Below are 15,336 nucleotides of genomic sequence, written 5' to 3'. Positions count from 1 at the left end.
GGCCGGATATTCGGCCCGGATCTGTAAGCGAGCTGCGAAGAACCGACCGGGTCGCCAGATGGCGGTGGGCCACCGTTCACCCGCACGCCCCATGCGTGTACCGGCCGCACCTGACGAAATTGTCAGGCAGGCGACAGCGAGGCGCCGGAGGCCAGCCGGGAGGATAGCATCAGGCCCGCGCAGCCCCCGCGCCGGCACCGGTATGGATCCCTGTCATGCGAATTCCCTTCCTGTCCGCACGAATGCGTCGCCGCCACCTTGTCCTGGGCGCGTTGCTGCTGGTGGTGTTGTCGCTGGTGATGCTGTTCCAGGGTGTGTCGCGCAGCGACGCGCAACCGGCCAACGCGCCGCCGCCGGTACCGGTGGTGACCGGCCGTGTCGAGCAGCGCGACGTAGCCCATTGGCGTAGCGGCGTAGGCACGGTGCAGTCGTTGCAGAGCGCCGTGCTGCGGCCGCAGGTCGATGGCGTTCTGACCGAGGTGCTGTTCGAGGAGGGCCAGAAGGTGCGCAAGGGCCAGTTGCTGGCCCGTATCGATGATCGCGCGATCCGTGCCGACCTGGGTGGCGCACAGGCTGCGGTGGTTCGCGACCGTGCCACGCTGGATGCCGCGCGCTCGGACCTGGCGCGGCTGCAGCACCTGTCTACCGACCAGCTGGTTTCGCGGCAGATGCTGGAGCAGCAGGCGGCCACGGTGCAGCAGCTGCAGGCCACCGGGCGTGGCAATCAGTCGGCGGTGGATGCCGCACAGGTGCAGCTGTCGTACACCCGTATCCTGGCGCCGATGGATGGCCGCATCGGTCTGCGCCAGGTGGACCCCGGCAACCTGGTGCGTGCCACCGATACGCAGGGACTGGTGACGGTGCAGCAGACAGATCCGATCTCGGTGGTGTTCGCGCTGCCGCAGGACGCGTTGCCGCAGCTGCGGCAGGCACTGGCTGCCGGCGACGTGGCGGTGCAGGCGCTGGACCGCGATGGTGGCCAGCGCCTCGCCGAAGGCACCCTGCAGGTGATCGACAATCAGATCGACGAGACCTCCGGCACGGTGCGGTTGCGTGCCCGCTTCGCCAATGCCGACGACCGGCTGTGGCCCGGGCAGCTGGTCAGCGTGCGGGTACGCATCGGCCAGACCACGGACGCACTGGTGGTGGACGCTGCCGCAATCCAGCGCGGTGTCGAGGGCAGCTTCGTCTACCGCGTAGTGGGAGATGGGAGCGTCGAGGTGCTACCGGTCACCGTCGGTGAAGCCGAGAACGGGCAGGTGGCCATACAGGGCGAGCTGCGGGTGGGTGATGTAATCGTGCGCGATGGCCAGTCGCGCCTGCGCCCGGGTGTGGTCGTCACTGAAGCCGGCGCACCGGTTGCCAGGGCCGGGGCCGCACCATGAGCACCCGCGTTTCGCTGTCCAGCTGGTTCGTCCGGCATCCGGTGGCCACCACGCTGCTGACGCTGGCGGTGATACTGCTCGGCGTGGCCGCGTTGCCACGGTTGCCGGTGGCACCTCTGCCTGAAGCGGAATTCCCGACCATCCGCGTCAATGCCAGCCTGCCCGGCGCCAGCGCCGAGACCATGGCGTCGGCGGTGGCTACGCCACTGGAAACGCAGCTGACCGGCGTGCCCGGCATCATCGAGATGACCTCCACCAGCGCGCTCGGTAGCACCTCGATCACGCTGCAGTTCGATCTGGAAAAGAACATCGATACCGCCGCACAGGAAGTACAGGCGGCAATCAATGCGGCGGCCGGGCGCCTGCCCAGCGACCTGCCGAACCTGCCGACCTGGCGCAAGGTCAACCCGGCCGACAGCCCGATCCTGGTGCTCAGCGTGGTCTCGGCACAGATGTCGATGACCGAGCTGAGCGACCTGGCCGAGAGCCGCCTGGCGCGTTCGATCAGCCAGATCAGTGGCGTGTCCGAGGTCAATATCGTCGGCCAGCAGCGCCCGGCCATCCGCATCCAGGCCCAGCCGGAGCGGCTGGCAGCGATGGGCATGACCCTGTCCGACCTGCGCGGCGTGGCCCAGAACGCCAGCCTCAACCAGGCCAAGGGCGCGCTGATGGGCGAACAGCGCACGTCCACCTTCGAGGCCAACGACCAGCTGTTCGATGCCCAGGACTACCGCCAGCTGGTGGTCGCCTACCGGCAGGGTTCGCCGGTTACGCTGGGCGATGTCGCGCAAGTGGTCGACGGTGCCGAGAACGCCTATGTGCAGGCGTGGCCGAACGGGCAGCCGGGCGTGGGCCTGATCATCAGCCGGCAGCCGGGCGCGAATATCGTTCGCACCACCGATGCGGTACTGGCCGCCTTGCCGGAGCTGCGCGCCAACCTGCCGGCCAGCGTCGATGTGGAAGTGCTCAACGACCGCACGCGCACCATCCGCGCGTCGCTGCACGAGGTGGAGGTCACCCTGGTGCTGACCATCGTCCTCGTGGTGCTGGTGATGGGGCTGTTCCTGCGCCAGCTCTCGGCCACGCTCATCGTCGGTGCGGTGCTGGTCGTAGCGCTGGTCGCCACGTTCGCAGCAATGTATGTGGCCGGCTTCAGCCTCAACAACCTCACCCTGGTCGCACTGGTGGTAGCGGTCGGCTTCGTGGTGGACGACGCCATCGTGGTGGTGGAGAACATCCACCGCCATCGCGAGGCCGGTTTGGGGCCCGTGGACGCGGCACTGAAGGGTGCCGAGGAAATCGGCTTCACCGTGGTGTCGATCAGCCTGTCGCTGATCGCGGCGTTCATCCCGCTGCTGTTCATGGGCGGCGTGGTCGGGCGCCTGTTCGCGGAGTTCGCGATGACCATCACGGTCGCGATCCTGATCTCCATCGTGGCCTCGCTGACGCTGGCGCCGATGATGGCTGCGCACCTGATGAAGCGCATGCCGGCCCATCGCGACGGCCAGGACACGCTGGCCGGGCGCCTGTTGGCCGGCTACGACCGCAGCCTGCAGTGGGCGTTGGGCCACCAGCGGCTGGTCCTGCTCGGCTTCGGCGCGACGGTGACGGTAGCGGTAGCCTCGTACGTGGTGATCCCGAAGGGCTTCTTTCCGCTGCAGGACACCGCCTTCGTGTTCGCCACCACCGAAGCGGCACAGGACATCGGCTTCGAGGAGATGGCGGCCAAGCACCAGCAGCTGGCGAAGATCGCCGCCGAGGATCCAGCGCTGCAGGCCTACAACCATGCGGTGGGTGCTACCGGTGGCAGCCAGACCCTGTCCAATGGCCGCTTCTGGTTCATCCTGAAGGACCGCGGCGACCGCGACGTGGACGTGCACGGCTTCATCGACCGGCTGCGCGCGAAGATGGCCAGCGTGCCGGGCATCACCGTGTACATGCGGGCCGCGCAGGATATCAACCTGGGCGCGGGGCCGGCGCGTACGCAGTACCAGTACGCACTGCGCGGCCAGGACAGCAGGGAGCTGTCACGCTGGGCCGAGCAGCTGACCGAACGCCTGCGCGGGCTGCCGCAGCTGCGTGACGTGTCCAACGATCAGCAGGTCGGCGCCAGCGTTACCCGGCTGCAGATCGATCGCACTGCTGCGGCACGCTTCGGACTTACTGCCAACGATATCGACCAGGTGCTCTACGATGCGTTCGGCCAGCGCCAGATCAACGAGTTCCAGACCGAGACCAACCAGTACCGGGTGATTCTGGAGATCGCGCCCGGCCTGCTTGGCCAGGTCGATGCGCTGTCCTACTTCCACCTGCGTTCGCCGCTGACCGGGCAGATGGTGCCGCTGTCGGCGGTGGCCCAGGTGCAGCCACCGGGCAACGGGCCGCTGTCGGTCAGCCACAACGGCATGCTGCCGGCGGTGAACCTGTCGTTCAACCTGGCGCCGGGCGTCTCGCTGGGTGAGGCGGTTACCCTGGTCGAGCAGGCACAGGCGCAGATCGGCATGCCCGACAGCATCAACGGGCGCTTTCAGGGCACCGCACAGGCGTTCCAGGAATCGCTGGCCAGCCAGCCGTTGCTCATTCTGGCCGCGCTGCTGGCCGTCTACATCATCCTCGGTGTGCTGTACGAGAGCTTCGTGCACCCGCTCACCATCCTGTCCACGCTGCCGTCGGCCGGTATCGGTGCCGTGCTGATGCTGTGGCTGTGGGGGCTGGATTTCTCGATCATGGCGCTGATCGGCATCGTGCTGCTGATCGGCATCGTCAAGAAGAACGGCATCCTGATGGTCGACTTCGCGCTGGATGCCCAGCGCAACCGCGGGTTGACCCCGCTGCAGGCCATCCACGAGGCCTGCCTGACCCGCTTCCGCCCGATCATGATGACGACGTTGGCGGCGCTGCTGGGTGCCATTCCGCTGATGATCGGCTTCGGCACCGGCTCGGAGCTGCGCCAGCCGCTGGGTGTGGCGGTGGTGGGTGGCCTGCTGATCAGCCAGTTGCTGACCCTGTACAGTACCCCGGTGATCTACCTGGCCCTGGACCGGCTGTTCCTGCAGCGCCGACGCGAACGCAGGGCGGCCGCCGGTGCCGCGCTGACGGAGCCCGGATGAAACTGCTGATCGTCGAGGATGAGAGCAAGACCGCCCACTACCTGCGCACCGGCCTGGGCGAGCAGGGCTGGGCGGTCGACCTGGCCGCCGACGGCGTGACCGGCCTGCACCTTGCCCGCGAGTTCGACTACGACGTGATCGTGCTGGACGTGATGCTGCCCGGCATGGACGGCTTCAACGTGCTGCGCGAACTGCGCCGCAGCAAGCAGACCCCGGTGATCATGCTGACCGCGCGCGACCGCGTGGATGACCGCGTGCACGGGCTGGGGCAGGGTGCCGACGACTACCTGGTCAAGCCGTTCTCGTTCATCGAACTGCTGGCGCGCCTGCAGGCGCTGGTCCGGCGCGGCCGCCAGCAGGAGCCGACCGAACTTCAGGTGGGCGACCTGCAGGTCAACCTGCTGGCGCGCCGCGCCTATCGTGACGGTGCGCGACTGGACCTGACCGGCAAGGAATTCGCGCTGCTGGCCCTGCTTGCGCAGCGGCGCGGGCAGATCCTGTCCAAGACAGTGATCGCTGCGCAGGTCTGGGACATCAATTTCGACAGCAACACCAACGTGGTGGAAGTGGCGATCAAGCGCCTGCGCAGCAAGCTTGACGGCCCGTACCCCAGCAAGCTGCTGCATACGGTGCGCGGCATGGGCTACGTGCTGGAGGTGCGCGATGATGAGGGTGATGGTCGATGAGGTGGTCGATCGCCCAGCGCCTGTCGGCGATGTTCGCGCTGGCCGCGCTGCTGGTATTCGCCCTGCTGGGCATCGGCGTGTATGGCGTGCTGGAACGGCAGGTGGTGCGTTACCAGCACGCCGAGCTGCAGACCAAGCTGCACGCGGTCAGCGGCAGTGTGGCGATGTGCGATACCCGCGAACGCTGGAGCAAGGTGCGCGACAAGGTCGGCAACCTGATTTCCGGCGACCGCGACACGCTGGTCTGGGCCTGGAGTGACGACCCGACCTTCCGCATCGGTAGTGAGCGCCCACAGGTGCAGCCACCCAATGGCCACGACAGTGGCATGGGCACGTTGCAGCGCGAGGGCCAGCATCCGCTGCGTACGCTGTATGAGCGCGTGCCCGGCAAGGGCGTGCGGCCGGCGGTGGACCTGTGGATCGGTATCGACTCCGAACCGTACACGCATGCCTTGCAGCGCTTCGCCGTGGCGCTGTGGGTTGCCGGCGGGCTGGGCGTGCTGCTGGTGGCCGGCCTCGGCTACTGGATCGCGCGCCTGGGACTGGCCCCGTTGCACGCGCTTTCGGACGAGGCGCGCTCACTCAGCCCACAGCGGTTGTCACAGCGGCTCGGCACACAGGCGTTGCCGGCAGAGCTGGGGCACCTGACGCATGCCTTCAACGGTGCACTGGATCGCCTCGAGGCCGCCTACACGCGGCTGGATGCGTTCAACGCAGACGTGGCGCATGAGCTGCGCACGCCGCTGGCCAACCTGATGGGGCAGACCCAGGTGGCCCTGTCACGGCCGCGCGACAACGCGCAGCTGCAGGACGTGATGCAGTCCAACCTGGAAGAGCTGGAGCGGCTGCGCGCCATCGTCAACGACATGCTGTTCCTGTCGCGGGCCGGGCAGGGCGACATCGCGATGGAGACCCGGCCGGTGGCGCTGGCCGACGAAGTGGCCGCCGCCGGGGACTTCCTTGAATTCCTGTTCGAGGAAGCCGGGCTGACCCTCCGCATCGAAGGTGATGCGACCGCCAGCATCGATCCATCGCTGTTCCGGCGTGCCCTGACCAACCTGCTGCACAACGCCGTGCAGCATGCGCGGCCCGGTACCGCGGTGCGGGTACAGCTGCAGGCCGAAGGCAAGGGCGCGCGCATTGCGGTGTTGAACGAAGGCGATGGCATCGCCGCCGAGCACCTGCCGCTGTTGTTCGAGCGTTTCTACCGGGTTGACCAGGCCCGCGAGTACCGGGGCGAACGCCACCACGGCCTGGGCCTGTCGATCGTCAAGGCCATCGCCGTGCTGCATGGTGGCGATGTGTTCGTGGCCAGCCGCGACGGGCTGACCACGGTGGGGTTCACGGTGGCGTGTTGACGCTGCGGGTCAGGTGCCGTTGCCGAACCGGTCGGCAAACGCATCCGTGGCCCGCACCAGCGCATCGACCGTGGCCGGCTCGTTGGCGCTGTGGCCGGAGGTCACCATCTCCAGCCGCGCTTCCGGCCAGGCCTTGGCCAGGTCCCACGCGCTGCGCGGCGGGCAGATGATGTCGTAGCGCCCCTGCACGATCACGCCGGGCAGGTGGCGGATGCGATCGATATCGCGCAGCAGCTGGTCAGGTTCCAGGAAGATGCCGTTGCGGAAGTAGTGCGCTTCAATACGAGCCTTGGCCAGCGTATCCAGCGGATCATCGGTGGATTGCGCATCCACGTCGTGCTGCAGGGTGGCGGCGTTGTCTTCCCAGCCCAGCCAGGCCTGCGCGGCTTCGATGCGGGTCGTCTCGTCCGCGCTGTCCAGCCGCGACCAGTAGGCTGCGATCATGTCACCACGCTCGGCCTCTGGAATGTAGGCCTCATAGCGGTCCCAGCGCTCCGGGAAGATCCAGCGCGCACCACCGTTGGCCTCGGGGAACCAGCGGTTCTCCATTTCGCGGCCGAGGAATACGCCGCGCACGATCAGGCCGGTGGCGCGCTCGGGATGTGCCTGCGCGTAGGCCAGCGACAGCGTGGAGCCCCACGAGCCGCCATAGACCAGCCAGCGCTCGATGCCCAGGTGCTCACGCACCTTTTCGATGTCCGCTACCAGGTCCTGCGTGGTGTTGTCGCGCAGCTCGCCGAACGGCGTGGAACGGCCGCTGCCGCGCTGGTCGATCAGCACGATGCGGTAGCGCGCCGGGTTGAAGAAGCGGCGATGGGTCGGCGAGATACCAGCGCCCGGACCGCCATGCAGGTACACCACCGGGATGCCCTGTGGCGTGCCGCACTCTTCGATGTGCAGGGTATGCAGATCGCTCACCGGCAGGGTGAACTGGCGGTAGGGCTCGATGGCCGGGTACAGGGTGCGCATGGCGGGTGTCTCACAAGCAAGGGCGGCCAGCATAGCGCCGCCACCTGCGGCTTGCAGCAGCGGGCTCCTGCGCGGCGCTGGAAATGCGCTGGCCGATGCGCATAAGCTTCCGCGATGCAAGCGACCACGGCCGGGACGTCCACCTTCAACCTCACCCTCGGCAGCGGCGCGCGCGAGCTGCTGAAGTGGATCGCGCTGCTGGCCATGACCGGCGACCACGTGGCCAAGGTGGTGTTCGGGGGCTACGTGCCGGTGGTCAGCGAACTGGGGCGTATCGCGTTCCCGCTGTTCGCGCTGGTGATGGCCTGCAACCTGGCCCAGCCCGGCGCCGACCTGCGCAAATCGATGCGCCGGCTCGCGCTATGGGGGTTGATCGCCCAGCCGTTGCACGCTTTCGCGTTCGGTTCCTGGCTGCCGCTCAACATCCTGCTTACCTTCACTTTGGCTGCGGTGGCCGTGCATGCGCTGGCGAACCATCGGCCTGTGCTGCTGTTGATGGCTGCCGGCGTGCTGCCGATGTTCGTGGACTACCAGTGGGCCGGCGTTGGCGCCGTGCTGCTGGCCTGGATCGCGTTCCGGCATCGCGCGTGGTGGCCGCTGCTGGTCGCGCTTGCGGCGGTGTGCTGGGCGAACCACAACGGCTGGGCGCTGCTGGCCGTTCCGGTGGTGCTGCTGGCCGCGCGGGTGAATTGGCCACTGCCGCGCTGGCGGTGGGTGTTCTACGGGTACTACGTGGGACATCTGGCGGTGCTGGCGTTGACTGCCCATCTGCTTGCGTAATGTCGGAACTGGCGCGTCGCCTGTCTTGAATGCCGGATGCGGTCAAGGAATGCGCGGTGCCGATGGGGGTGAAGCATGCCGCCATCGGCATGGTGCAAGTTGTTGAATCTTCGGCTCGATTGTCGATATGCGACAATGCTGCCACTGCGTGAACGTTGCTGTCTCTGCACGTGGGTTGTTGGCGCCTGCCACCCCGTCGTGCACATGATGGATTGCCGCCGGAAAAGGGTGGCCGGGTGTGGAAACCCGTTTAGCTATGCGTTGTTTACGCTTGCCAGCCGGCGTCGCCTTGCGCGGCGCCGGCTGGCATTCCGTTCGCGTTCCATGGCGGGCGGTACGTGGGGTGCGCGCAAGCGAACCCACCGGGTAATGACGCTTAGCTACCGGTTTCCACACACGTACCGTCCGCCGCCTTTGTTAAGGGCGGTGGTCCCGCATGCCTTGCACGGAGACCTGCCATGAACGCATCGGAGTTTCCCCATCAGCGCGCCCCGGCCAATGCCGATGAAGCGCACGACATCGCGTCTAATCCCAACAGCCTGACGGCCCTGCTGCATCGCATCGGGTTGGGCGCGGCTGCCGACGGCCAGCCCTGGCCCGAGCGCCATCAGCTGCCAGGCCGCTGCCTGGCGTTGGCCGACGCCGACGGTGCACTGGCCGGGCTGCGCATCGTGCAGGAGATCCTGCTGGCGGCCGAACGCGCCCGCCAGAATGGCGGCCCGGACCAGTACGTCGGCGATCGCGTGATGGAAGGTCTGAAGCTGGCGGCATTGGCGTTGACCAGCCATGCCATCTATCGCCTGCAGCCGGAATGAAACGCAGATCCACACCTTGTTCGCGGATTGCCCGACGACCTGTAGAGCCGAGCCCACGCTCGGCTCAGCAGACGAAACGGAGCCGAGCATGGCTCCGCTCTTCAGAGGATCCACGAGCGTAGAACCACGCCATGCATGCATGCCGTTCGCGGATTGCCCGACGACCTGTAGAGCCGAGCCTATGCTCGGCTCAGCAGACGAAACGGAGCCGGGCATGGCTCGGCTCTACAGGGGTTCCACGCCAGCTTAGAAATCCATCGTTGCCGACAGCAGCACCGTCCTCGGTGCACCCAGTGCCAGGCTGGACAGCAACGGCATGCCCCAATACGACTTGTTGGTCACGTTGTTCACGCTGGCCCGCAACGCAAGCGGCCGACCCGCCACGGTGGTGCTGTAGCGCGCGCCCACGTCGAACAACGTGCGCCCCGGCACCGACAGGCGGTTGTCGGCACTGATGTACTGCTTCGACATCGCCGTGGCATTACCGGTCAGGGTCAGGCCTTCCAGCGCGGGCACATCCCACTCCACGCCCAGCTTGGCCTGCCGCTGCGCCACGGCGGTGGCCATGCGGCCTTCATTCACGCCGCCAGCCGTGCGGGTCAGCTTCGGCTGTACATAGGCCACGCCACCGAGCAGGCGCACGCCGTCCATCGGTGCGCCGAAGAAGCCCCATTCCACACCGCGGTTACGTTGCTCGCCGCCAAACGAGAAGATATTCGTGACCGGGTCGGTGTAACTGCTCGGTCGCTTGATCTCGTACACGCTGAAGGTGTGCGCGAAGCTGCCCAGATCAAGCTTCAGGCCCAGCTCCTTCTGCCTGGTGCGGAACGGTGCGAACACATCGCCGGCATTGGCGGCGGTCATCGGCGCGGTCGCGCCCTGGCTGAGCCCTTCGATGTAGTTGGTGTAGAGGGAGACCGTGTCGGTCGCCTTCACCAGCAGGGCCGCTGCCGGGGTGGTGGCGCTCTCGTCGTAGCGCGAGGTGCGTGCACCGCTGGCGACGTTGAAGGTCTCGCTGACCACCTGCTGGCGGCGCACACCCAGCGTCAACTGCACGCGGTCATCGGCGAAGGACAGGGTATCGGCAACGCCGATGCTGTCCAGCCGCAGTTCGCTATGCGAGATGTGCGGCGCTACGAACGGCGCGGCCGGGCCCCACACCGGGTTGTACAGGTTGGTGGTCCAGTCCCAGCCCGGCACGCTGCGGCGGCCGTAGTCGTTCTGGGTGTGCTGATAGTGGGTCACATTGGCAGCCCACTGGTGGCCGACGCTGCCGGTGTGGAACGAACCGCGCAGGCCGGCATCTGCGGACTGCTTCCTGATATCGAAGGCGAGCTGGCCGATCACCGTGGTGAAGTCGCCGGCCGGATTGAGGGTCTGCGCGCTGATCGAACCGTTGTAGCGGTAATCGGTCCTGCTGGTGCCGTAGGCCAGGTAGGCCATCAGGGTATCGCTGATATCCAGTTCGCCGCGCAGCATCGCGCCCTTGTCCTGGCTGTCCACGTAGGCCCAGTCCGGATTGATCAGCGTATCGCCACGCGGCGGCCGCGGAATGGCCACGCCCGGCGCGAGGCCGACACCACGCGCGGGGCCATCAACGCGGTCGTCGGCGCTGTACAGATCGGCCGACAGCCGCGCACGTTCGCCGCGCCAGTCCAATGCCAGCGAACCGAGCTGGACCTTCTTGCGCTGCTTGCCCACGGCGCCATCGCCATCACGGTAGGCGCCGTTGAAGCGGATGCCGAACTGCTTGTCGGTGCCCAAGCGGCGACCGATGTCCACATGGGTGCCGAACTGCGCATCGGAGGCGAAGTTGGCGCTGACCCGCTGCAGCGGCTGCTCGCCTGCACGCTTGGGCACCAGGTTGACGCTGCCACCGACCGAACCACCCGGTGGCATGCCGTTGAGCAGTGCGGACGGGCCCTTCAGCACTTCGATGCGTTCGAACATCTCCGGTGAGGTGCGGTAGTACGGCGCCATGCCGATCAGGCCATTGAAGGTGGTGTCGCTGGTGCTGGAGGCGAAGCCGCGGATCGCGTAGTTCTCGCTCCACGCACCGGTAACACCGTTGCTGAAAACGGTGGGGTCGGTGGCGGCGATGACGTCGGTCAGGTCCTTGGCCTGGCGGTCGCGGATGAAAGATTCGGTGTAGCTGACCGTATTGAACGGCGTATCCATGAAGTCCTTGTCGCCGAGCAGGCCGACGCGGCCGCCAGCGGCCACCTGGCCGCCGGCATAGTCCCCCGTCACGCGGCGCTGTTCCTGCACCTGCACCGAGGGCAGGGTGGATGGCGCGGTTTCGGCCAGCGCGGCACATGATGCCAGCAGGCCAAGCGCGAGCGCCGATGCGCGGTGGCGCCGGGCCAGGCCGTGCAGATGCGCGTGGCCGCATGACGCGGCGGCAGCGCCGTTCTGCGGGGAAGAGGAGGGGTACGTGGTCATGCCAGGGTCCTGTGAATCTTGGGCGCGAGCGCGCCTGGCGCGCTGCCATCGGCAAGCACGGGAAGAGCGCGCAGCGCAGGGTTGTCGGCTGGGTGGGGACCTGGCGGGAAGTGAGCCTGGGGCTCGGTTCGGGCTGCGCGGTGGTTGCGAACCGGACGCATTCCGAATTAGTTGAGTAAAATAAACTAAATCGACCGAACCGGACAAGAGGGTCCCTTTGCTGGCACCCTCGGCAGGGTATGAACACGCAACGCGAAACCACGGTGCCGCCGCGCGGCCGCCCGCCGACCATCACCCCCGAGCGCCTGGCCGACATCGGCATCCGCCTGGGCCTGCCCAACCTGACCATGGCCAACGTGGCCGCCGAACTGGCGGTAACCCAGGCGGCGCTGTACAAGCGCGTGGCGAACCTGGAGGCGTTGAAGCGCCTGGTGGCGGAGGCGGTGTTCCAGCGCTGGCAGATCCCGCGCGCGTCGGCAGATGCGCCGGGCGGCTTGCAGGGTTATCTGATGGTCTTCGTCGAATCGTTGTGCGAGGTGGTGAAGGCGCACCCCGGGCTGCCGCCGTACCTGCTGCGGCGCACGGTGGCGACCGCGCCGATGCTGGAAAAGATCGCCTCGCACCAGGCCCACGTGGCCGAGGTATTCGGCCTGCCGATGGACAAGGCGCGCTGGCTGCTGGCCACGATCGCCTTCTACTGCATCGCCGGCGCCGACACCATCTACGCGATTGCGGACGACGAAGAGGGGCAGGTGATCACCGAGTTCAAGCAGGGCATGCAGGCGCTGGTGATCGGGTCATTGCAGCTGCTGGACGCGGAGAGCGCGGACTGAGCACCGTGATCCCATCCACGCACGGCGTGGATCTACAATGCGGCCATGCCTGTCACGCCCACTCTTGAAGACCTGCGCCGCTACGCGGTGGCGCGCACCCTGTTCAAGCCGACCACGCTGCTGACCGCGATCCGGAAGCTGGGCTTCGTGCAGGCCGACCCGATCCGGGCACCTGCACGCGCGCAGGACCTGACCCTGCGGCACCGGGTGAAGCACTACCGCGCAGGCGATCTTGAGCGGCGCTACAGCCGCTTGCCGGTGGAAGAGGACTGCCTGGTGAACTACGGCTTCCTGCCCCGCGAGCATCTGGCACTGATGCACCCGCGCGTGGCCAAGCGTGAATGGGACGCCGAGACCCATCGCCGCGCCGCCGAGGTGCTGGCGTTCGTGCGCGAGCGCGGCAGTGTGCATCCGCGCGAGGTCGACCAGGCGTTCGCGCATGGGCGCGTAACCAACTACTGGGGTGGCACCAGCAATGCCAGCACGCATCTGCTGGATGGCATGCACTACCGTGGCCTGCTGCGCGTGGCGCGGCGCGACAACGGCACCCGTATCTACGCCGTGGCCGAGCATGCCGAGGCGGATGCCAGCGAGCAGTCGCAGGTCGAACGCGCGGCCGCCCTGATTGATCTGGTGGTGCGCAAGTACGCGCCGCTGCCATCGGCCAGCCTGACCTATCTGGTGCGGCTGCTGGGCTATGGTGCCCCCCACCTGGCCGAGCAGACCCGCAAGGCATTGGCACTGGCAAAGCAGCAGCTGGCCAGTTGCACGCTGGAGGGCACTACCTGGTACTGGCCGGCGGACGAGAATCCGCGTTCGCGCCGCCATGCATCGGACGAACAGGTGCGCCTGCTGGCGCCGTTCGACCCGGTAGTGTGGGACCGCCGCCGCTTCGAGTTGCTGTGGGGCTGGGTGTACAAGTTCGAGGCCTACACGCCTGCGCCAAAGCGCCAATATGGGTACTACGCACTGCCGGTGCTGTGGCATGACCAGGTGGTGGGCTGGGCCAACCTGAGCGTGTGCGGCGGTGAGTTGGTGCCGAACGTGGGTTATGCCGGCAAGTCGCTGGCCCGCGACAAGGCATTTCGTGGCGCGCTGGACGACGAGTTGCAGCGCATGGCGGAGTTCCTGTAGCGCCAAGCGGCGCATGGGTACCTATCTGGGTGCTGGCCGCGTTGGTGTGTTCGTCTGTGATCGGGCAGGGCTTCGGCTGCTTCCCGGCACACAGAGTGCTGCACAGCTGGACCCTATCCAGGCACTGGCGGCGGAATAGGGCCGCCCGCTATGGCACCTGTAGAGCCGAGCCCGCGCTCGGCTGCACTCCGTTCAGGTCGCGCTGCACCGAGCGCTGCGCCCAGCAAGCCGAACATAGGATCTCGGCTCTACAGCTGCTCAGCGCACCTTGCCTTTGATTGGCACGCTTCCCGGCAGCTGGGAATACCCGCCGTCACCCCAGTGCCGGGTGATGCGCTGGAAGAACAGGGAGTTGGGCACGCGCAGCAGGCAACCACGCGCGCCTTCGCCACGATCACTCAGCGTGGTGTAGATCAGGTTGATGTCAACCACCTGACCGCACAAGCCCGGCTTGTCCACGCTTTCCAGCACTTCAATGGTGTCATTGATGCGGAACGGGCGCGTAGCGACGATCAGGAACGAACAGAACAGGTTGGACAACACGCTCCATGCGGCGAAGAACGCCACCGCACCGACCGCCATGAACCCGGTCAGCGCGGTCCACAGCACCGAGCGCGACACGCCCAGGCGCTCCAGTATCAGCAGCGCAGCCGCCAGATACAGCAGCAAGGCACCGCCGCGGCGCAGGCCCACATGAAGCTCGGGAGCCAGCCTGCCGCGCTGCCGGGCCTGCACCAGCAGCCACGCCAGGGCACGCACCATCACCCATGCGACGCCCAGGATGGCCAGCACCTCGGCCACCGGCACCACCACAGTCAGCCAGTCTTCGATCCAGGCGGGCAATCCGGCCATGAGGAGTCACAGTGTTGCCGCGCCGCCGGAGATAGTCAGCAGTGCACCGGAGGTGTAGCTGGCGCTGTCCGAAGCCAGCATCACATAGGCCGAGGCCAGCTCGGCCGGCTGTCCGGGGCGGCCGAATGGCGTCTGCGCGCCGAACTGTTCGACCTCTTCGGCGGCCATGCCTGCGGGAATGAACGGCGTCCAGATCGGGCCGGGCAGCACGGCATTGACGCGGATCTGCTGCTCGGCGAGCAGGCCGGCCAGCCCCAGCGTCAGGTTGGCGACGGCACCTTTGGTTGCAGAATAGGGAAGGATGTTCGGCGTCGGTCGCTTGGAATTGACCGATGCGGTGTTGATGATCGCACCGCCACCGCGCAGGTGCGGGACGCACAGCCGGGTAAGATTGAACACGGCATGGACGTTGGTATCGAACGTCCGCTTCCAGTCATCCAGGGTGATGTCGTCGAAGTGCTCGTAGTAGCGCTGGTAGGCAGCGTTGTTCACCAGGATGTCGAGACCGTCCAGCTCGCTGGCCACGCGGTCTACGAGCGAGCGCGCCTGTGCCGGGTCACTGACGTCACACGGTACCAGCACGGCTTTGCGCCCGGCCTGTTCGATCTGCTGCTGCACATGGCGGGCGTCGTCCTGCTCACCATCGAGGAATGCGATGGCAACGTCGGCGCCTTCGCGCGCGAAAGCGATCGCCACCGCCGCGCCGATACCGCTGTCACCGCCGGTGATCAGTGCCTTCTTGCCCTGCAGCAGGCCATGCCCGCGATAACTGTCCTCGCCATGGTCCGGCCGGGGCTGCATCTGCGCAGTCTTGCCGGGGAAGGGTTGCTGCTGGGCCGGGAAGGGCGGGCGTGGGTAATCGGGCAGGGCCATCGTCACTCTCCGAAAGGAAACTGGCGCCAGTCTCCCTCCAAGCGGGTAAACGGCTGGAGGGCGCGGTGTCGTTGCAGCGTGGACGCCTGCGCGCGCGGC

General features: G+C 67.3%; 12 protein-coding genes. 8 read left to right on the top strand and 4 right to left on the bottom strand.

Going from position 1 to position 15,336, the window contains the following annotated elements; all coding sequences use genetic code 11:
• Positions 1-215 precede the first annotated feature (215 nt).
• From AC5P66_RS09540 to AC5P66_RS09525, 4 genes are read left to right on the top strand one after another with little or no spacing between them, the layout of a single operon-like run.
• On the top strand, positions 216-1,385 hold the full coding sequence (locus AC5P66_RS09540; protein ID WP_049410886.1) for an efflux RND transporter periplasmic adaptor subunit: 1,170 nt from the start codon (positions 216-218) through the stop codon (positions 1,383-1,385).
• On the top strand, positions 1,382-4,495 hold the full coding sequence (locus tag AC5P66_RS09535; protein ID WP_111096290.1) for a multidrug efflux RND transporter permease subunit: 3,114 nt from the start codon (positions 1,382-1,384) through the stop codon (positions 4,493-4,495). The genes AC5P66_RS09540 and AC5P66_RS09535 overlap by 4 nt, the downstream gene beginning before the upstream one ends.
• Entirely contained in the window at positions 4,492-5,181 is a 690-nt protein-coding gene (locus AC5P66_RS09530; protein ID WP_005413570.1) for a heavy metal response regulator transcription factor, read from the top strand. The genes AC5P66_RS09535 and AC5P66_RS09530 overlap by 4 nt, the downstream gene beginning before the upstream one ends.
• On the top strand, positions 5,178-6,539 hold the full coding sequence (locus AC5P66_RS09525) for a heavy metal sensor histidine kinase (RefSeq protein ID WP_099496016.1): 1,362 nt from the start codon (positions 5,178-5,180) through the stop codon (positions 6,537-6,539). Before AC5P66_RS09530 ends, AC5P66_RS09525 begins: the two co-directional genes overlap by 4 nt.
• A gap of 9 nt (positions 6,540-6,548) precedes the next feature.
• Here the strand turns inward: AC5P66_RS09525 and pip are convergent, their stop codons facing one another.
• Complete coding sequence (pip, locus tag AC5P66_RS09520) at positions 6,549-7,508, bottom strand: prolyl aminopeptidase (protein WP_111096289.1); 960 nt, start codon at positions 7,506-7,508, stop codon at positions 6,549-6,551.
• A 114-nt stretch (positions 7,509-7,622) separates the two neighbouring features.
• Between pip and AC5P66_RS09515 the strand changes: the two genes are divergently transcribed.
• On the top strand, positions 7,623-8,288 hold the full coding sequence (locus AC5P66_RS09515; RefSeq protein ID WP_049410879.1) for a TraX family protein: 666 nt from the start codon (positions 7,623-7,625) through the stop codon (positions 8,286-8,288).
• Positions 8,289-8,746: 458 nt separating this feature from the next.
• Complete coding sequence (locus AC5P66_RS09510; RefSeq protein ID WP_099487128.1) at positions 8,747-9,103, top strand: hypothetical protein; 357 nt, start codon at positions 8,747-8,749, stop codon at positions 9,101-9,103.
• Between the two features lie 246 nt (positions 9,104-9,349).
• Here AC5P66_RS09510 and AC5P66_RS09505 read toward each other — a convergent pair whose 3' ends face one another.
• A complete protein-coding gene (locus AC5P66_RS09505) occupies positions 9,350-11,545 on the bottom strand; it encodes a TonB-dependent receptor (protein ID WP_495216250.1) in 2,196 nt (731 codons plus the stop codon).
• Positions 11,546-11,784: 239 nt separating this feature from the next.
• Between AC5P66_RS09505 and AC5P66_RS09500 the strand changes: the two genes are divergently transcribed.
• The gene (locus AC5P66_RS09500; protein WP_049438388.1) at positions 11,785-12,378 is read left to right on the top strand and encodes a TetR/AcrR family transcriptional regulator; all 594 of its coding nucleotides are present in this window, start codon (positions 11,785-11,787) and stop codon (positions 12,376-12,378) included.
• 45 nt (positions 12,379-12,423) lie between these two features.
• Entirely contained in the window at positions 12,424-13,512 is a 1,089-nt protein-coding gene (locus tag AC5P66_RS09495; protein ID WP_111096287.1) for a DNA glycosylase AlkZ-like family protein, read from the top strand.
• Positions 13,513-13,770: 258 nt separating this feature from the next.
• Here the strand turns inward: AC5P66_RS09495 and AC5P66_RS09490 are convergent, their stop codons facing one another.
• Positions 13,771-14,364 carry a mechanosensitive ion channel domain-containing protein gene (locus tag AC5P66_RS09490; protein WP_049410863.1) on the bottom strand — a complete coding sequence of 198 codons (594 nt, stop codon included), beginning with the start codon at positions 14,362-14,364 and terminating at the stop codon, positions 13,771-13,773.
• A gap of 6 nt (positions 14,365-14,370) precedes the next feature.
• Positions 14,371-15,237: a glucose 1-dehydrogenase gene (locus AC5P66_RS09485; protein ID WP_111096286.1), complete on the bottom strand. Its 867-nt coding sequence runs from the start codon at positions 15,235-15,237 to the stop codon at positions 14,371-14,373.
• Positions 15,238-15,336: the final 99 nt, after the last annotated feature.

Source organism: Stenotrophomonas sp. YJH_SMC_122 (assembly GCF_059369535.1).
This window is presented reverse-complemented; position numbering and strand designations above follow the sequence as displayed.